The sequence below is a fragment of the Vibrio sp. CJQ_6 genome, from assembly GCF_043106745.1.
GTDB classification, from domain to species: Bacteria; Pseudomonadota; Gammaproteobacteria; order Enterobacterales; family Vibrionaceae; genus Vibrio; species Vibrio furnissii.
Genome location: NZ_JBICMV010000029.1, coordinates 1 through 18,524 on the forward strand (window position 1 = coordinate 1; position 18,524 = coordinate 18,524).

At 51.0% G+C, this 18,524-nt stretch carries 15 protein-coding genes and 1 pseudogene; 11 read left to right on the forward strand and 5 right to left on the reverse strand.

Annotated features, from left to right (window positions below):
- Positions 1–506, reverse strand: a pseudogene (locus tag ACF8PK_RS17535) (hemolysin); the annotation flags it as partial.
- A gap of 422 nt (positions 507–928) precedes the next feature.
- Between ACF8PK_RS17535 and ACF8PK_RS17540 the strand changes: the two are divergent.
- The 10 genes from ACF8PK_RS17540 to ACF8PK_RS17585 all read left to right on the forward strand — a co-directional run bounded on the left by ACF8PK_RS17540 (position 929) and on the right by ACF8PK_RS17585 (position 13,717).
- Positions 929–2,242, forward strand: coding sequence for a TolC family outer membrane protein (locus tag ACF8PK_RS17540; RefSeq protein ID WP_055465609.1), 1,314 nt, complete (start codon positions 929–931; stop codon positions 2,240–2,242).
- Positions 2,243–2,273: 31 nt separating this feature from the next.
- A complete protein-coding gene (locus ACF8PK_RS17545) occupies positions 2,274–2,870 on the forward strand; it encodes an OmpA family protein (RefSeq protein WP_370447180.1) in 597 nt (198 codons plus the stop codon).
- Between the two features lie 272 nt (positions 2,871–3,142).
- Positions 3,143–4,534, forward strand: coding sequence for an HlyD family type I secretion periplasmic adaptor subunit (locus ACF8PK_RS17550; protein ID WP_392442776.1), 1,392 nt, complete (start codon positions 3,143–3,145; stop codon positions 4,532–4,534).
- A 53-nt stretch (positions 4,535–4,587) separates the two neighbouring features.
- Positions 4,588–5,250, forward strand: coding sequence for a transglutaminase-like cysteine peptidase (locus tag ACF8PK_RS17555; RefSeq protein ID WP_038152197.1), 663 nt, complete (start codon positions 4,588–4,590; stop codon positions 5,248–5,250).
- Between the two features lie 5 nt (positions 5,251–5,255).
- Positions 5,256–7,166 (forward strand): EAL domain-containing protein, encoded by a 1,911-nt coding sequence (locus ACF8PK_RS17560; protein ID WP_004726738.1) that lies wholly within the window; start codon positions 5,256–5,258, stop codon positions 7,164–7,166.
- A gap of 11 nt (positions 7,167–7,177) precedes the next feature.
- Positions 7,178–9,292, forward strand: coding sequence for a type I secretion system permease/ATPase (locus ACF8PK_RS17565; RefSeq protein WP_041943164.1), 2,115 nt, complete (start codon positions 7,178–7,180; stop codon positions 9,290–9,292).
- Positions 9,293–9,478: 186 nt separating this feature from the next.
- On the forward strand, positions 9,479–11,632 hold the full coding sequence (yccS, locus tag ACF8PK_RS17570) for a YccS family putative transporter (protein WP_014257408.1): 2,154 nt from the start codon (positions 9,479–9,481) through the stop codon (positions 11,630–11,632).
- A gap of 197 nt (positions 11,633–11,829) precedes the next feature.
- Positions 11,830–11,991, forward strand: coding sequence for a hypothetical protein (locus tag ACF8PK_RS17575; protein ID WP_004726743.1), 162 nt, complete (start codon positions 11,830–11,832; stop codon positions 11,989–11,991).
- Positions 11,992–12,048: 57 nt separating this feature from the next.
- Positions 12,049–12,333 carry a hypothetical protein gene (locus ACF8PK_RS17580; RefSeq protein ID WP_014257409.1) on the forward strand — a complete coding sequence of 95 codons (285 nt, stop codon included), beginning with the start codon at positions 12,049–12,051 and terminating at the stop codon, positions 12,331–12,333.
- A gap of 121 nt (positions 12,334–12,454) precedes the next feature.
- Positions 12,455–13,717, forward strand: a complete 1,263-nt coding sequence (locus tag ACF8PK_RS17585) for a hydroxymethylglutaryl-CoA reductase (protein WP_283513860.1) — start codon at positions 12,455–12,457, stop codon at positions 13,715–13,717.
- Between the two features lie 105 nt (positions 13,718–13,822).
- Here ACF8PK_RS17585 and modC read toward each other — a convergent pair whose 3' ends face one another.
- Genes modC through ACF8PK_RS17605 form a run of 4 tightly spaced genes read right to left on the reverse strand, consistent with a single transcriptional unit; the run spans position 13,823 to position 17,895 of the window.
- Positions 13,823–14,932, reverse strand: a complete 1,110-nt coding sequence (gene modC / locus ACF8PK_RS17590; protein WP_172562397.1) for a molybdenum ABC transporter ATP-binding protein ModC — start codon at positions 14,930–14,932, stop codon at positions 13,823–13,825.
- Positions 14,929–15,624 (reverse strand): molybdate ABC transporter permease subunit, encoded by a 696-nt coding sequence (gene modB / locus ACF8PK_RS17595; RefSeq protein ID WP_392442806.1) that lies wholly within the window; start codon positions 15,622–15,624, stop codon positions 14,929–14,931. Before modB ends, modC begins: the two co-directional genes overlap by 4 nt.
- A 4-nt stretch (positions 15,625–15,628) precedes the next feature.
- A complete protein-coding gene (gene modA, locus ACF8PK_RS17600; RefSeq protein WP_392442783.1) occupies positions 15,629–16,414 on the reverse strand; it encodes a molybdate ABC transporter substrate-binding protein in 786 nt (261 codons plus the stop codon).
- Complete coding sequence (locus ACF8PK_RS17605) at positions 16,411–17,895, reverse strand: cobyric acid synthase (RefSeq protein WP_392442785.1); 1,485 nt, start codon at positions 17,893–17,895, stop codon at positions 16,411–16,413. The genes modA and ACF8PK_RS17605 overlap by 4 nt, the downstream gene beginning before the upstream one ends.
- Positions 17,896–18,060: 165 nt before the next feature.
- Between ACF8PK_RS17605 and ACF8PK_RS17610 the strand changes: the two genes are divergently transcribed.
- Positions 18,061–18,432: a YgiW/YdeI family stress tolerance OB fold protein gene (locus ACF8PK_RS17610; RefSeq protein WP_055465617.1), complete on the forward strand. Its 372-nt coding sequence runs from the start codon at positions 18,061–18,063 to the stop codon at positions 18,430–18,432.
- Positions 18,433–18,524: the final 92 nt, after the last annotated feature.

An 18,524-nucleotide genomic window follows, 5' to 3' on the forward strand; every position in this document is an offset into this window, starting at 1 on the left:
TCTGAGCTGCTGATGGTCGACACGGTTGGATTTTCCGAAGTCGCATCAGCGCTCGATGCCGCAGACGTCACCAAAACGCTCGACAGCGCCAAACTTTGTGTTTGAGAAAGGCCTAGGCTTTCGAAACCGGTGGTGTCGAAGCTGGTGATCGCGATGGTTTCTGAGCCGATGCGTTCGACCGTGGCGGCGGCGGTGAGTGCCGAACCTTGGCCTCCGCCGGCTGCGGGAGCAAGTTCTTCGTCTACTTGGGTGGGATCCTGCCCCTCTTCTAGGGCGGCAAAAATACGCGCAACGTCGTCGGTGATGTCTTGTGGGTTGTTATTGGCGTCAATGATCTGCGTTTTGAGTGCAGCCTCATCACTGATGTCATCACCGCGTTGCACGATCACCGTTCCTTGCGGCAATTTCTCCCCGATGAGCGCGGTTCGAATATTGCCATTCACGTCGATGACGATCATTTGGTTTGCAGACAGAATCCCACTAAACACAAGAGAGTTAACACTCATAAAAGACAACCCCAGAAACTTTTTTAGTCATTTTACCGCACAACATTCACACATTGACGGCATTTATTATTTAGGAAAATTTGTCGAAAGATATCACTAAACCTTAGTTAAACAAAGGTTAAAACGACGTACTGTTAACGTTTTTTTGACGCATTTAATAATTTTTGACCACAAATCATTGGAACGAATATCACATTAAAAATGTGACAATCCCGCCTTTATTTTGAGGATACATGTAGGTAGAATCCGCGCCTTATTAATGAGTTAACGTCATAGCACCTTTTTACTGTGCAACAGGTTGATAATTTATCGCTGTTTTCCGTCACATTTTTGACACTTCAACTCATTCGTCCAATTAATGAGACAGATTCTGGATTAGACTCTGCGCTCATTTATTTTTTACCTGACATGGGAGTTTGATTTTGAAAGGGTTTTCCTTAAGTACTCTGGTATGTGCCCTTGCGATAACCAGTCCTGCACTCGCTCAAACGTTAGAACAAGCGGTGTCGTTAACTTTGGCATCAAATCCTGAACTCAAAAGTGCATTTAACCAGTACAAAAGTCGCGTATCTGAATCTAATGCGGTTTCAGGTGCTTACCTTCCACGTATCGATCTCGATGCCGGAATTGGGTATGAAGGAATCAACCCAGCAGAATCAAGCAGTAGTGAAAATACGGACATGACGCGCAAAGACGTCACGCTGACCTTCAATCAGTTGATTTGGGATGGCTCTGCAACGTTGAACGACATGGACCGTACGGCCGCAGAAGCTGAAGCCGATCGCTATCAATTGTTGGCCGATGCGTCGGACAAAGCCTTGGAAGTTGCCAGAATCTACTTGGAAGCCACGAAAGCCCATGACGTGTTAGTTCTCTCTGAGAATAACTTAGCAACGCACAAAGAAATCTACCGCGACATTAAGAAGCGCTCAGAATCCGGTATTGGCTCAATTGCAGATGTGACTCAGGTGGAAGCGCGGATAGCAAAAGCGCACGGAAATCTCTTGGCAGCTCAAAACAACCTTTTCGATGCTTATACCCAGTTTCGCCGTCTAGTCGGTCAGGAGCCATTGGGATTATTGTTCCCACGCGCCGACAGTACAGCTCTGCCTTTAACTGTTGACGATGCCATCGAACGCGCTCAGCAATCTCACCCGGTCATTAAAGTTGCGCAAACCGACGTGGATGCTGCTCGTTCGCAGTATAAACAGTCGAAAGCGCCGAATTATCCAACGGTGTCCTTTGAAGCCTCTCAAACCTGGCTTAATGACGCCGGGGGCTATAAAGGCAGTAGTGATGAAACCACGGCCATGATTCGCGTGCGTTATAACCTGTTTAACGGGGGTTCTGACCGACACAGAACCGAAGGCGCCGCCTATCAGCTCAACCAAGCCAAGGATCTACGCGAAAGCACGTTCCGCACTGTAGAAGAAGGGCTTCGATTGTCGTGGAATGCATTGGATTTAACGCTGCAACAAAAAGAGTTTTTGGCAGATCACGTTGATTCTGCGTCAAAAACGGTCATTGCTTACCGCAAACAGTATTTGATTGGTCAGCGCACCCTGCTGGATTTGTTGAACACCGAAAATGAGCTGTTTGAAGCACGTAAAGACTATTTGGATGCGAAATACGCGGAACAATACGCCAAATACCGATTAATGAATGCGACTGGTAATTTGTTGGATGCATTGCGCGTTGACGTGCCAGCTGAATGGATGGAAAAGGTAGAGTATTAACATGAACATTCGCACTTTGTTGCTGGCTGTAATGGCTGTGTCGTTATCACGTCCGCTATTGGCAAATGAAGAGCCCAATCCCGACGTTTACGACTATATTCAAACCCCGGTCGCAAACCAGATGGATGATTTGTTGGATGACGATAATGACGGCGTCATCAACGCACGAGATAAATGCCCGGACACGCCCGCAGCATCGCAGATCGATAATGAAGGCTGCGGCACCGCGATCAAATCGTCGCATTTACAAAAACTGCATATTCTGTTTGCGAACAATTCGAGTACGATTCCGCCAGTATTTATGAATCAGATTCGCCAGATGGCTGATTTTCTTAAGCTTTATCCAGAAGCATCCATTGAACTGCAAGGCTACGCCAGCAAAGTCGGTAAAGCTGACCACAACTTGGCGTTATCAAAGCAGCGTTCTGAAGCTGTACGTCTGCAACTGCTGCGTTTCGGAGTCACGCCGAAGCGCATTCGCATCGTCGGCTATGGCGATACGGTGTTAGCCGTCAACGGCGAAGATCAGGTCAGTCACGCACAAAACCGCCGCGTCACCGCGAGTGTGGTTGGGTTTAAAGGTGAAATCGTGAAAGAGTGGACAGTGTTCACGACGCTACCGCGATAAGCTGAATTCCACCGCGCCCTGTCAAATGGTGATCGCGTCAACACCCAGTCTTCATACCGATAAAGTCCCGAACACTTTTGCTCGGGACTTTGGTGTTTTGTCACGTTGTTCCATTGATGACCATCAGAAAAACCATAAATATCTGCACCATGTATAAAAAATTCCCATGCATCATAGTCAGTTATAAAAATAGCAGACATAATTAAGCTACGCTTTATTTTAAACACGATGTCATTGTTTCAGGCTCCATTAAACCATCGCAGGATCGCACCATGAGTCAACGCAGTTACCACCAGCTCTCGCCCGGCGAACTTGAATTTGTCGACGACCAGACCGCCGCACTGCTGCTCAATACGCCCAGCAGTGCCCGGATTATGTTGTGGGTCATGGTGCTATTTTTCATTCTGGCTGGCGCGTGGGCATCGTGGGCACAAATCGACAAAGTCACGGTAGGCCAAGGTAAAGTCGTTCCCTCGTCGCAAATTCAAGTGGTGCAAAACCTTGAAGGCGGCTTGGTCAAACAGATTCTGGTTCGTGAAGGCGAGCAGGTCAAAAAAGGTCAACAGTTGCTGCTGATTGACGACACCCGCTTTCGTTCCGACTATCGCGAGCGCGAACAACAAGTGGCCAACCTCACCGCCAACGTCTTGCAGCTTTCTGCGTCCATCGCCAGCGTGGTGGTCAATGATGAATTCACGGAAGCCGAGTGGGAAAAAAGCGTTCGCATTGATTACACCAAGCTTGCGTTTCCGCCCGCGTTGGTGGAATCCCAACCCGATTTGGTTGAACGTCAGCGCGCTCAATATCGCCAAGATTTGGATAACTTGCGCAACCAACTGTCGGTTATTTCGCAGCAAGTAAAACAGAAACAACAAGATTTGGTCGAGATCCAAGCGCGCGTGCGTAACTTGCGCCAGAGCTACAACTACGCCAATAAAGAGCTGGAAATCACCAAACCACTGGCGGATGAAGGCGTCGTGCCGCGCATCGAATTGCTGAAGTTACAGCGTCAAGTGAACGATACTCGCCGCGATCTCACCTCTAGCGAACTCAAAGTGCCGGTATTGAAATCCGCGCTGCGCGAATCGATGCTGAGCCGTATCGATGCGGCACTGAAGTTCCGTTCCCAACAACAAGAAGCACTCAACCAAACTCAAGACAAACTCTCAGCGATGACGGAATCCACCGTCGGCCTTGAAGATCGAGTCAACCGAACTGTGGTGCTCTCCCCTGTGACAGGCACCATCAAAACCCTGTACGTCAACACTGTTGGTGGCGTGATTCAACCGGGGATGGACATTGTCGAGATCGTCCCCACGGAAGATACCTTGTTAGTCGAAGCGCAGATCGCACCGCAAGACATCGCATTTTTGCGGCCAGATCTCCCAGCGATTGTTAAGTTCAGCGCCTATGATTTTACCAAATACGGCGGGTTAGAAGGCACGTTGGAACACATCAGCGCCGACACGTCCCAAGATGAGGACGGCAACAGTTTTTATCTGGTGCGAGTGCGCACCAAAGAGACGTCTCTCGGTCACGATGAAAGCTTGCCGATCATTCCCGGCATGACGGCCTCGGTCGACATCATCACTGGTAAGCGGACCGTGCTGGACTACTTACTTAAGCCCATCCTCGGCGCCAAAAACAACGCACTGCGGGAATAACGGAGAAGTGGCAACCTCATGAGAACGGATGAGCCGCAGTGGCGACACGTAATGTGAAGCGTTGGCTGGCGGTGCTGGCTGCGTTGGCAGTGTCTTCGCTGGTCGGCGCCTTGAATACCCAAGAGCAACAGTGGGTGGATGCCGTAAGCGCCACCTACGGCGAACGTGCGGGTAAACGCGTTGCCACGTGGCGCAGCGAAATGGCCCGTTATCACGCGTTGCCGGAGCGTGAGCAGCTCACCGAGGTGAACCGGTTCTTTAATCAGCTCTACTTTGTCAATGACGATGTGCTGTGGGGAAAAAATGATTATTGGGCGACGCCGCTGGAATTTTTGGGCAGTAACGCTGGCGACTGTGAAGATTTCACCATCGCCAAATATTTTTCACTGCTGGAACTTGGGGTTTCAGACAAAAAGCTGCGCTTGGTGTACGTCAAAGCCATTGAGTTGAACCAGTTTCATATGGTGTTGGCCTACTACCAAACCCCAAGCGCGCAGCCGTTAATCTTGGATAACATCAACCCACAAATCAAACCGGCATCACAACGTCGGGACCTGCTGCCGATTTACAGCTTTAATGGTCAACATTTGTGGTTGATGAAATCCAAAAATGGCGAACTCGCAGGCAACTCTTCACGGCTCAGCCTGTGGAATGACTTACGTTCACGCGAACGCTCGCTGAACTTGAATAAACCGTTGGTCAATTACGATGAGTAGGTAAGATGACACTATACAAACAACTGGTCGCCGGCATGGTCACGGTACTGATTCTGTTGATGATTTGCGTATTCATCATCGAATTTAAGACCACCCGCAACAGCTTGGAGCAGCAGCAACGCTCAGAAGTCAGTAACACCATCAACACGGTGGGTTTGGCGCTCGCGCCGTATCTAGAGAACAAGGACACCGTGGCGGCCGAATCGGTCATCAACGCATTGTTTGATGGCAGTACCTATTCGGTGGTTCGCCTGACCTTTCTGGATGACGATGCAGAAATTGTTCGTTCCTACCCAATCAAACCAAGCCAAGTGCCTGACTGGTTCACCAATCTTGACCTGTTTGAACCCATCCATGATCGCCGCGTCGTGACCAGCGGTTGGCTACAACTAGCAGAAGTGGAAATTGTCAGCCATCCGGGCGAAGCGTATGCACAATTGTGGCAAGCCCTGATACGCCTCTGCCTTGCATTCGGTTCCATTACCCTTGTTGGTCTGATTGCCATTGCGCTCATCGTGCGCCACGCGCTCAAACCGTTGCAAATGATTGTGCAGAAGATGGAGCAAATCGCCCGCAACCAATTTGGGGAGCCGCTGCCTTTGCCTGATACACGCGATTTAATCGCTGTGGTGGATGGCATCAACAGCATGTCTGCTCAAGTGGAAAAGTATTTCAAAGCGCAAGCGCAAGAAGCGCAGATGCTGCGTGAACGCGCCTACATCGACCCAGTGTCTCAATTGGGTAACCGCGCCTACTACATGAACCAGTTGAACGCTTGGCTCAGTGACAATGCCATCGGCGGTGTCGCCATTTTGCAAGCGCAGTTCATTAAAGATCTTTATGAAGAGAAAGGTTACGAAGCGGGTGATGGCATGGTGCGCGATCTCGCAGCGCAACTGAAAGCCACCATCACCACACCCAATGCCACCATTTCACGCATTTCGACCGAAGAGTTTGGCTTGATCTTGCCGAACTTGGATGAAAGCGAGCTACGTCTGGTCGCCGATGGACTCATCAACGCCATTCAAGTGGTCAACCCCGATCCAACCGGCATGGCGGCGGCAGACGCTGCATTGGGCGTAGTACACAACAAAGACAACAAGACGTCGACCGAAATGTTGTCGCTGCTCGATAACGCCGTGGCAACGTCGAAAGCCAATCCAGAGATCAAATACGGTTTTGTCACCAGCGCCACCAATCAAGTGGTCATGGGCAAACAGCAATGGAAAGCCTTGGTGGAAGAAGCCATTCATCACGATTGGGTCACATTCCGCTTCCAAGCGGCAAATAACAGCTGGGGTCAAACGTTCCACCGCGAAGTGTTCTCTGCCATTGAAAAAGACAACGAGCGTTACAGCGCCAACCAATACCTGTTTGCGTTAGAACAACTGCACGCCAGCCACCTGTTTGACCAATACGTCTTACAAACCATGGCGGAGAAACTTGAATCAGGCGAACTCACCGACACCCTCGCCATCAACATCGCGCAAAGCAGTATCGAGCAACCGAGCTTCATTCGCTGGGTGACGCAGTTGCTGGCGCGTCACAAAACCGTGTGCGACAAGCTGCATTTTGAAATTCCAGAAAGCTGCTTTGTCAATGCACCGCACCACACTGCGCTGTTCTGTCATGCGGTGCGTAGCGCGGGCGCGGGCTTTGGGGTCGACAACTACGGGCGGAACTTCCAATCGCTGGATTACATCAATGAGTTCCGCCCCGATTACGTCAAACTCGATTACCTCTTCACCCACCATTTGGATGATGAGAAGCAGAAATTTACCCTCACTTCCATCTCGCGCACCGCGCACGATTTGGGCGTCACCACCATTGCGTCACGGGTGGAGACACAAGTGCAGCTTGATTTTCTGTCGGAGCATTTTATCGATGTGTTCCAAGGTTTTATTGTGGATAGATAAGGATGCGCGCGATGCAAGATACGCTGCTCAATTCCCTGATATACGTCAGCCGCTATTACGGCCTCGCCAATTCGCCGGAGGCGTTGGTGAACGGCCTGCCGCTTTCCGACGGCAAGCTGACGCCATTTTTATTCCCGCGTGCTGCCGAGCGTGCGGGGCTGGTCGCCAAAGAAAATCGTGCTGAACTGAGTGCGATTCCACATTTGGTGTTTCCGGTCGTCCTGCTGCTCAAAAGTGGCGAAGCGTGCGTGCTCAGTAGCATCAACGAAGAGAAACAGGAAGCAGAAATTGTCACGGCCGAATCCGGCATGGTGCCCGTCGCCTACCCTTTGGCAGAATTGGCGGAGCGTTACATTGGCCGCTATTTCATGGTCAAAAAGCAATTTCGTTACGACGAACGCTCGCCAGAAGTACTCAAAACGCGCCACGGCCACTGGTTTTGGGGCACCATTTGGCAATCCAAACGCATCTATCGAGACGTGTTGATCGCCTCCATTCTGATTAACCTGTTTGCGATTGCGGCCCCTATGTTTACCCGCTTGGTCTACGACAAAGTGGTCCCCAACCTTGCGTTTGAAACCCTGTGGGTGCTGGCCAGCGGCGTGTTCATCATCTTCTTGTTTGATTTAACCCTCAAGCTGCTGCGCAACTACTTCATCGACGTGGCGGGGAAAAAGTCCGACATTCTGATTTCATCCAAACTGTTTGCCAAAGTGATGGGCATTCGCATGGAATCTCGCCCACCGTCGGTCGGCGCATTTGCGCGTCATTTGCAGGAATTTGAATCGATTCGTGAATTCTTTACCTCAGCGACCATCGCATCTCTGATCGACCTGCCATTTGCGCTGCTGTTCTTAACGCTGATTTGGCTGATGGCCGGCAATCTGGTGCTGGTGCCCGTCGCAGGTGTGGTGATTTTGATCGCCTATTCGCTGCTGATTCAAGCGCCACTGCGCCGCGCGATCGAAGAAGGATCGCGTCTGGCATCACAAAAATACGCCAACCTGATAGAGAGCTTGGCGGGGTTAGAAACGCTGAAATTGTTTGGCGCACAAAGCCAATTTCAATATCGCTGGGAAGAAGCGGTAGCGCACATGGCCAACTGGAACATCAAAAGCCGCCGAATCACCGATGGCATTCAAAACACCGCCGGTTTTGTCCAGCAGGCGTCGAACGTCGGTATGATCATTCTCGGTGTCTACCTGATTGCGGAAGGCGAACTCACCATGGGTGGCTTGATTGCCGCTACCATGTTGAGCGGCCGCGCTATTGGCCCGCTGGTACAGCTTTCGTTGCTTTCCACCCGTTATAACCAAGCCAAATCGTCGCTGACCATCATTGAGCAAGTGATGAGCATGCCGGACGAACAGGAAGAAGGGAAACGCTACATCCATCGCCCGATGATTCAGGGCAAAATTGAGCTGGATAAAGTGACGTTCCACTACCCGAATTCGCCAGTGGCTTCGATTCGTGACCTGAGCGTCACCATCAATCCGGGTGAAAAAGTGGCGATTATCGGTCGTATCGGTTCAGGGAAAACGACTTTAGAACGCCTCATTATGGGCCTCTATCAGCCAACCGAAGGTCACGTCCGAATTGATGATACCGACATCAAACAGCTGCATCATATTGATGTGCGACGCAACATTGGCTGTGTGCCGCAAGAGAGCGTGCTATTTTACGGCACCATCCGTGACAACATCACGCTGGGTCGTCCACTGGCGGACGATCGCGATGTGATGGATGCGGCTAACCGCGCCGGTGTCACCGTATTTACCCAACAAGATCCAGCGGGGCTTGAGCGCCAAGTGGGTGAAGGCGGTTTACTGCTGTCGGGAGGACAACGTCAAGCAGTGGCCATTGCCCGTGCACTGCTTGGTAGACCACCCGTACTGCTGATGGATGAACCCACCAGCGCGATGGACAACCGCTCCGAAATGCAGATTAAGCATCAGCTCAGCCAACTCACCTCGAGCGAAACCTTGGTGCTCATCACCCACAAAACCACCATGCTTGATGTGGTTGATCGGGTAATTGTGATGGAGAAAGGCTGCATCATCGCCGATGGCCCTAAAGAGATGGTGCTGAGCGATCTGCGTCATGGGAAGGTTCGTGCCGTCAATTAATCGCACCCTCTAATCGCGCCATCGCCACATCATAACGCGCGCTTCAAAGCGACAGCCCTTCCGCTGTCGCTTTTTGTTTGCCCCGATAAAATCACGCAACGATTTAAATATTTTTTATTCTCGATCAGACTCTTACAGCGCACTTCTGCTAAACTCTCACTTTTCAGTCTGGCGTAAAATTTCACTGTGCAGCTACTCAATCAACTTCGACTCTATTGGGCCAATAAAACCTTCAATTATTGTGTTCTGATCCTGATCACCTTGCTTGGTGTGGTTATCCCTGCCTGGCATTACAACCTCAATACGTGGGTCACGCCGCTGATTCTTGGGGTGATTGCAGCGGCATTGGCAGAGCGCGATGACAGTTTTACCGGCCGCCTCAAATCCATCACGCTAACGTTTATCTGTTTTGCGATCGCCGCATTCTCGATTGAAATTCTATTTCGCACGCCGATTCTATTTGCCATCGGCCTGTTCATCTCGACCTTTGGGTTTATCATGCTCGGCGCAATGGGTTCCCGTTACGCCAGTATCGCCTTTGGTTCGCTCTTGATCGCGATTTACACCATGTTGGGCGCCCACCAAAGCACCAACATTTGGTTCCAGCCACTCCTGTTGCTCACGGGGAGTGCTTGGTATTATTTGGTGTCGATGCTCTGGCATGCATTTTGGCCGATGCAGCCGGTACAACAAGATCTCGCCAACGTGTTTGTGCAATTGGCCAACTACTTTGAAGCGAAATCGAAGCTCTTTCATCCGGTGTCCAACCTCGTACCGCAGCCACATCGGATTACCGAAGCCAATTTAAATGCCGCCACGGTGAACGCGCTCAACCAAGCGAAAGCCACGTTTTTGACCCGTTCCAAGCGCGGCCATGTCGACAGCACCAGTGACCGATTCCTGAAAATTTACTTTTTAGCGCAAGACATTCACGAACGCGCCAGCTCAACCCATTATCGTTACCAAGATCTTGCCGATAACTTTGGCCGTACCGATGTGCTGTTTCGTTTTAGACACTTACTGGAAACGCAAGCCAAAGCGTGCCGCGAAATCGCGCACTCCATCCGCATTGGCCGCAGCTACCAGCACGGCAGCGAATCCGTCCTCGCCTTGGATGAATTGCAGCTTTCCCTGACGTATTTGCAAGAGCAGAAGCGCCCGGAATGGAAGATGCTTCTCGCTCAGTTGGGCTATTTATTCAATAACTTAGCCACCGTCGAGAAGCAGTTGTGTAACGTCAGTAACCCAGATGTTTCCAAACCAGAAGAAGACGTACTGGACGATACCGAAGCCCACACGCTCAAAACCTTGTGGCTACGAATTAAAGCTAACCTCAATCAAGATTCGTTGCTGTTTCGCCATGCCGTGCGCATGTCGATCGCCCTCACCTTGGGTTATGGGATCTTGCAGGGATTAGGGCTAGAGCGTGGCTATTGGATTTTGCTCACGACACTGTTTGTCTGCCAGCCCAACTACGCTGCAACGCGCCAGAAGCTAACTTCTCGTATTATTGGGACACTGGCGGGGCTGTTGATTGGTGTGCCGCTGCTGACATTCTTCCCTTCTCAGGAAAGTCAGTTGGTGCTGATTGTCTTTTCCGGCGTGATGTTCTTTGCCTTTCGTCTCAACAATTACGGTTATGCCACCGGTTTTATCACCCTACTGGTACTGTTCTGCTTTAACCAATTGGGCGAAGGGTTTGCGGTTGTTCTACCCCGCCTTGCCGACACATTGATTGGCTGCGCACTGGCCGTTGGCGCGGTGATTTTCATTCTGCCCGACTGGCAATCAAAACGCCTGCACAAAGTCATGGCCGACGCCATTGATGCCAACAAACAGTATCTTGGGCAAATCATTGGCCAGTATCGAATTGGCAAGAAAGACAACCTCACCTACCGCATTGCCCGCCGGAATGCGCACAACCAAGATGCCGCGTTGGCAGCGGCAGTCAGTAACATGTTGGCCGAGCCTGGGAAATATCGCACAGCGACGGATGAAAGCTTCCGCTTCCTGACGCTAAATCATGCGTTGCTGAGCTACATTTCCGCATTGGGCGCGCACCGCACGCGCATCGACGATGAAACCGTGCACCAATTGGTGCTCGATTCCCATCGCGTCATTCACCAACATCTGGATATTCTGTATCAGCAACTCTTCACGCATTGCGGCGACTGCGATACCAGCACGATCGAAGATGCGGGCCTCGAAAAACGACTGGCAGAATGGCGTGAAGAAGACGACAGTTCCGCTCGTATGGTGCTGCAACAACTTCACCTGATTTATCGCATGCTTCCCGAACTTCACTCGCTCGCCAGCAAGTTTGCCGTACGGGTTGGTTAAATATGCAACACGTTTAAAGAGGGCGAATTCGCCCTCTTTGACGTTTTACTGGATATATCCTGACAATTTTCGGACAAAAAAACATCGTTCAAATACTAATTTTGTAGTCAGAAAAGTCCTACACGAGTAAGACAATCATGGGATACGAATACGAAAGGTTGTTTCTGAGTCATCGGAACGCCATTCAAGGTATGAGAATGAACAGCGCTCAGTTTGAACAATTAAAATCACAATTAAAGTTAATGACACCCCAACAACTCAAGTCGTTGCAGGGTGAAATTCGTCATTCATTGGAGCAAGAACAAACCACGTTGCTCACCGATGAAGAGATTGATGTGATTGCGAGCTTGTTTTCCTGAGCGACTTGCACTTTTGAATCTCCGGACGTAAGCTTTTAACAGTCAAGAGGAAAGCCAATGCCTGTTTCAGCCGTACAACCAGGGTATTCAATCATCCAACAGTCATCAAAAATGGCCGAGGATGCTGCGCGTGAAATTCAGCAAAACAAAGCTTTCGAACCCACCCAACTGTCTGATAAAACCCTCGAGTTCAACAAAGTTGAGGTCGATAAACCGCGTCGTTCTGATCCCATCGATCCGTTAGTCAAACTCAACCAATCCCAACAGTACGCTCGAATCGGCACCAACGTGTTGCAACGCGATCAGGACATGATCGGCAGCCTCCTTGATATCAGCGTCTAATTTGACACCGAACATTTAATGCGCGCGCTGACATCACGCAAATTGTCAGTGTGTGTGTCGACGTATTGAGTTTGTACCCTGCCTCGGTACAATGCCCCCAAATTTTTGAATCCGTATCCCTATGCCAAAACTAAATCTGCATCGTCGTGAAGGCGCTACTGCCCTTCAGCATGCTTTGACGACCGACCAGTTCACGTCTGCGTTAGAACCTAAACACGCGAAACCTGCCACCAAGCTGACGGCCAGCCCTGCCTTAACGGAAAAGCACGTGCAGCAGCGTTGGGAAAAGTTGGCACTCGACAGTGCACAAACCGTGTTGTTCGATCCAGTGACTGAGCAGCACATGGCGGCATACGACAAAAACATTGAATACTTCATCGGCACGGTGAAGGTGCCTGTGGGCGTGGCAGGTCCGCTGCGTGTAAATGGCTTGCATGCCAGCGGCGATTACTTGATCCCGCTGGCCACCACCGAAGCTGCGTTGGTGGCGTCTTATCATCGTGGGAGTCGGTTGATCACTGCCGCCGGGGGCGCCAGTGCCATGCTGCTCAACGAAGGCGTCACACGCACTCCTGTGTTTGCATTTTACAACCTCGCGCAAGCGGGGCAATTTGTCGCTTGGGTTACCACACAGTACGACGTGTTTAAATCGCTGGCGCAATCAACAACTGCGCACGGTCAATTGCACGACATCAATGTCACCCTGGAAGGCAATCATGTCTACTTGGTATTTGAGTATTTGACGGGCGATGCTTCCGGGCAAAACATGGTGACGATTGCCACCAACGCAGTATTTGACTTCATCATGCAGCATTCACCGATTGCGCCGGAATACGCGTTTCTCGATGGCAATTTGTCTGGCGACAAAAAAGCCAACAGCCATGTGTTGCGCAGCGTACGCGGCAAGAAGGTGACGGCTGAAGTTCATTTAACGGCTGATTTGGTTAGAAAATATCTTCACACCACCCCCGAAAAAATGGTGCAGTTTGGTCACATGACAACGTTGGGCGGCGCGCTGAGTGGCAGCATCGGCGTGAATGCGCATTATGCCAATGCGCTCGCAGCGCTGTACATTGCATGCGGCCAAGATGCTGCGTGCGTCGCGGAGTCAGCGATTGGGATCACGCGAATGGAACTCAACAAACATGGCGGTTTGTATGCCAGCGTCACCCTCCCCAACTTGATGGTGGGCACCGTAGGCGGCGGCACAGGTTTACCGAGCCAAAAGGCGTGCTTGGACATTCTGGGACTCGCGGGGAATGGCAAGGCCAGAGCCTTGGCTGAAGTCGCCGCCGGGTTGTGTTTGGCTGGTGAACTATCCATCGTTGGCGCATTCAGCGCAGGGCACTTTTCTCGTGCGCATCATAAGCTGGCTCGCGGATAGGTGTTCAACGCTGCGCGTTAAGTGCTGGCTTCACAAGGTCAACGCATTCAAAATGCCTAAAACATTCACCCATGAAAAAGCCTTCTGTGAGAGAAGGCTTTTTCGTCACACATGGCTGAGTACCACATCGCGCTGGGACACACTCACCCCTTTGATCTGCGCGTAAACTTCCATGCCCGGCTGTAACGCCAAATCTTGCAGCGCCCACTCGGTAATTGTCGCCCAGAGGAAAATATCGGGGGCCAACGCCAACTTTAAAGCGATGCTCTTCTTATGTTCGCCCTGTTGATGATGTTCAATCTCAGCAATGCGCGCCGACAAAATATTTCGAATTGAGGTTTTACCCGGTTTTTCTAAGGTCACCGATACATCGTTGGCTCGAATCTGCAAGCGAATCGGCGCATTGAGTTCGCCATCAACCTGCTGAACCCAAAGCCCAACGTTGGGCGCCAATAACACTTGGGTCAAACCAAATTGATCATGATGCTGCGCGATGGTGCCGGAAAACAGCGTGCTCTGATCGCTGAAAGATTGCCAAGGGCGCATACTTTTAGATGACCACACCTGTTCAATCGGCCCAGACGCCACCACGCTGCCCTGATCAATCACCACCAGATGATCGGCCAAACGCAGGATCTCATTCATGCTGTGCGTCACATACACAATGGGGATTTCGACTTGTTGCGCGAGCTGTTCAAGAAACGGCATCACTTCGCGTTTACGCGGCATATCAAGCGATGCAAGTGGCTCATCCATCAACAATAAATCCGGTTGCGATAGCAATGCGCGGCCGATGGCCACACGCTGTTTCTCACCACCAGACAACGCATTGGGATAACGTTCCAGCAACGGCTCTAAGGCCAACAGCGACACCACCGAAGCAAAATACGCTGCATCTTTTCGCCGTACGCCATAATTTAAGTTGCCGCGTACCGTGTAGTGCGGAAACAAGCGCGCTTCTTGAAACACATACCCAATACGGCGGTGTTCAATCGGCAAGTTGATGCGCTGCTTGGTGCTGAACAACACACGGTCTTGAATCGCGATTTCACCGCTGTCCGGTGCAATCAAACCACTAATCACGTTAATCAGTGAGGTTTTACCTGCGCCTGAGCGGCCAAAAATCGCGGTGATCCCTTTGCTGGGCAGCGCCAGTTGCACGTCAAACTGAGTCGCGCCTAAAGTTTTCGTAAACTGAACTTGCAACGCACTCATCGGCTGACTCCCAATTTATGTTTCATTCGTCGGCTCACCCACTCGGAAATAAACAAGGAGAGCAACGCAATGACAATGGAAATAACGCACAGCCTAGCCGCTTCCATCTCTGCCCCTGGCGTTTCCAAAAAGTTATACATGGCAAGGGGAATGGTTTGCGTTTCACCCGGAATGTTCGACACAAAACTGATGGTGGCACCAAACTCACCGAGGCTGCGCGCAAACGAGAGCATCACCCCCGTGATCACGCCCGGCAGCGTCAGCGGCAATGTGATAGTTACAAACACTTTGAGCGGCGACGCGCCCAATGTGCGAGCAGCTTGCTCAAGTTTCGGATCCACGCCTTCGAGGCTCAGACGAATGGAGCGCACCATGAGTGGCAATGCGATCACCACGCACGCCAACACCGCGCCGCGCCAACTGAAGCTAAATGAGATGCCAAACCACGCATTGAGCCACTGGCCAATCGCGCCTTGTTTGCCCATGGAAATCAGCAGCAAATACCCCACCACCACCGGCGGCAGCACCAATGGCAAGTGCACCAAACTGTCCAGTGCACTTTTGCCGAAGAACTCTTTGCGCGCTAACAACCAACCGATACCCAGCCCGATGGGGAGCAGCCACAACACCGCATACCCAGCCACTTTCAGGCTGAGCAGCAATGCCGTGAGTTCGTAGTCGCTCAGGAGCATGATGTTACTCAGCAAACGTCTCAGTTCCCATATCGGTACGGAAGCCGTAGTGTTCCATCACCGCTTTTGCTTTGTCTGATTTCAGGAAATCCACAAATGCGCGGCTCGCATCTTTGTCAGTAATTTGCACCAATGGGTAATGAATCGCGCTGTGCAGCGCTGGATCGAATGTCGACAGGATCGCCACGTTATCGGTCAAAGCGGCATCGGTTTTGTACACCATGCCCAATGGTGCTTCGCCACGTTCCACCAATGCCAACGCAAGGCGAACGTTGTTGGTTTGAGCCAGTTTAGGTTGCAGCGTATCCCACACACCCAAATGAGTCAGCGCTTCTTTAGAGTACATGCCCACAGGCACGGCATCGGTGTTACCCACCGCCATGCGGGAATCTTTCAAAACGTTTAACCATGCTTGTTTGTTGGCAACATCAAACGGCTGTTGTTCAGAGGCACTTGGCTTAATCAAAACCAGCTGGTTACCCGCCAGAAGAGTGACATTGTCACGGCTAACAATGTTGTTTTTGATCAGGTGTAATACCCAAGTTTCATTGGCAGACAAAAAGACGTCTGCGGGCGCACCGCGTTCAATCTGACGTGCAAGCGAAGAAGAACCACCATAAACCGGAACCACATCCACATCGTGATCCGCCTCATACGCCGTAATCAAGTCATCGACAGCGTTCGTCATCGAAGACGCCGCGTAGATATTGACGGTATCTTTTGCCCAAACCGAGGTGCTTGCCAACACAGCACCAAGCAAAACGGCGATTTTTTTCATTTTATTGTTCATGATGAGAGTCCATAGATTTCTGGCCATAATAAAGCAAGATCGAGATGCTGCTCGATAGCGTCGGCGATACGATCGATCGCCTGCTCTTTTGCAGCAACATGATCATGCACTTGAATCGCGTCTGCGCCGGCCCATTGACAAATTAAGTCAGCGGCAGAAAAAGTATCAAATACACCGTGTAAATACGTGCCAACGATATGATTGCAGGGACTAATCAAACCATCAAACGCACCGTCGTGAAGTTGAATGGGCGCCACACCCGCTGAATTTGGCGAGGCAACACTTCGGCCAACATGAATTTCGTAGCCGGAAACAGGCGCGGATTTGCCGTTGAGTCGCAATGTGCCGGCCACATTGGTGAGTTGCTTTTCGCCGGTTAGCGTGGTTTCCATCGCCAATAGCCCAAGGCCTTGCGTGCTGCCAGGTTGGCCTTCCACGCCATCCGGGTCATGCACCCAGTCTCCCAGCATCTGATAACCACCACAGATGCCCATCACTTTGCCGCCAAGGCGTAGATGACGCTGAATATCTTTGTCCCAACCTTGCTGCTTCAGGTATTCCAAATCGGCACGTGTCGATTTACTGCCCGGCAAAATAATGAGGTCCGCACGCTCCAAACGTTCACCTTTGCCGACATAGCGCAGGTTGATGTCTGGGTTGAGTCGTAATGCATCAAAATCGGTGTGATTGCTGATGCGCGTGAACACAGGTACCACCACATTGAGCTTCACCCCTGCGCCCACCACTTGGTTAGCGGTAATCGCATCTTCCGCTTCGAGATCAAAACCGTGTAAATAAGGCAACACACCAATCACCGGTTTGCCGGTTTTCTCTTCCAGCCAATCGAGCCCCGATTGCAGCAAGCCAATGTCCCCTCGAAAACGGTTAATCACAAACCCTTTCACTCGCTGTTGTTCCGATTCCGACAACAGCGCCAGCGTGCCATACAGGTGAGCAAAAACACCGCCGCGGTCAATGTCTGCGACAATAATCACCGGTACGTCCGCTGCTTCAGCAAAGCCCATGTTGGCAATATCATTTTCGCGCAGGTTGATTTCAGCCGGGCTACCTGCCCCTTCAATCATGATGCTGTCGTAGTCTTGTTGCAGGCGGGAGAACGAATCGAGCACAGTGTGCATCGCCACTTTCTTGTAATCGTGGTAGCCATTGGCTTCCATGTTACTCAATGCGCGCCCTTGTAAAATCACTTGGGCACCAGTATCTGAATTGGGTTTGAGGAGCACGGGGTTCATGTGCACGCTCGGTTCAATGCCGCACGCGAGTGCTTGCACAGCCTGAGCACGGCCGATTTCACCACCATCTGACGTCACAGCACTGTTGAGTGCCATATTTTGCGGCTTGAAAGGGGCAACTCGAATCCCCTTGCGGGCAAGCACACGGCACAGACCTGCCACCAACACACTTTTACCGGCGTCAGAAGTTGTGCCCTGTACCATCAGAGCGTTTAGCGACGATTCCATAATTCTGCTGATTGTGAAGTTTGTCTCATTGTATACCTGTTGAATATAAAGAAAAGTGGCACGTTAAATGAACCGAAGATTAATGGTTAAATCAGCCTTGATTCAATGTGATCGTGTTGAAATCCCCTTATTGAACCAATAACCGCAAACAATAAGGAAACTCCCATGAAAAAATCCAACGTACTTTTCGCTGCATCCGCACTGATTTTGGCTCCTACCCTGGCATTCGCCGGTGAAAAGCACCACGGCAATACCGTGCAGTTTAACGGCCCGGTTGAAGTCACTTCCGTCCAATCGTTACTCGATGAAAGCACATGGTTTGGCGACAAAGATGTCGTGGTTGAAGGGCATCTGCTACGCCAAGTGCGTAAAGACACCTTCGTATTCTCCGATGGCAACACCGAGATTCAAGTTGAATTGGATGACGACATCACTCTCAATCAACCCCTTGATCCTCAGACTAAAGTGCGCCTGTACGGCGAATTTGAGAACGGTCGCACGCCAGAAATCGAAGTCGAGCATATTCAACTTCTTTAGGCCTCACGGGGTAAAATTTGTCCTGATGCTCATTTTTGCCGCGCCAACCCCGGCAAGTGACGTTATAAGATTGAATTATTTGATGAAATGGC

Bases quoted from the DNA above. Each gene is read 5' to 3' on its own strand.
- ACF8PK_RS17545 (WP_370447180.1), top strand. From the start codon at position 2,274: ATGGCTGTGTCGTTATCACGTCCGCTATTGGCAAATGAAGAGCCCAAT.
- ACF8PK_RS17550 (WP_392442776.1), top strand. From the start codon at position 3,143: ATGAGTCAACGCAGTTACCACCAGCTCTCGCCCGGCGAACTTGAATTT.
- ACF8PK_RS17560 (WP_004726738.1), top strand. From the start codon at position 5,256: ATGACACTATACAAACAACTGGTCGCCGGCATGGTCACGGTACTGATT.
- ACF8PK_RS17565 (WP_041943164.1), top strand. From the start codon at position 7,178: ATGCAAGATACGCTGCTCAATTCCCTGATATACGTCAGCCGCTATTAC.
- ACF8PK_RS17575 (WP_004726743.1), top strand. From the start codon at position 11,830: ATGAACAGCGCTCAGTTTGAACAATTAAAATCACAATTAAAGTTAATG.
- ACF8PK_RS17580 (WP_014257409.1), top strand. From the start codon at position 12,049: ATGCCTGTTTCAGCCGTACAACCAGGGTATTCAATCATCCAACAGTCA.
- ACF8PK_RS17585 (WP_283513860.1), top strand. From the start codon at position 12,455: ATGCCAAAACTAAATCTGCATCGTCGTGAAGGCGCTACTGCCCTTCAG.
- modC (WP_172562397.1), bottom strand. From the start codon at position 14,932: ATGAGTGCGTTGCAAGTTCAGTTTACGAAAACTTTAGGCGCGACTCAG.
- modB (WP_392442806.1), bottom strand. From the start codon at position 15,624: ATGCTCCTGAGCGACTACGAACTCACGGCATTGCTGCTCAGCCTGAAA.
- modA (WP_392442783.1), bottom strand. From the start codon at position 16,414: ATGAACAATAAAATGAAAAAAATCGCCGTTTTGCTTGGTGCTGTGTTG.
- ACF8PK_RS17605 (WP_392442785.1), bottom strand. From the start codon at position 17,895: ATGGAATCGTCGCTAAACGCTCTGATGGTACAGGGCACAACTTCTGAC.
- ACF8PK_RS17610 (WP_055465617.1), top strand. From the start codon at position 18,061: ATGAAAAAATCCAACGTACTTTTCGCTGCATCCGCACTGATTTTGGCT.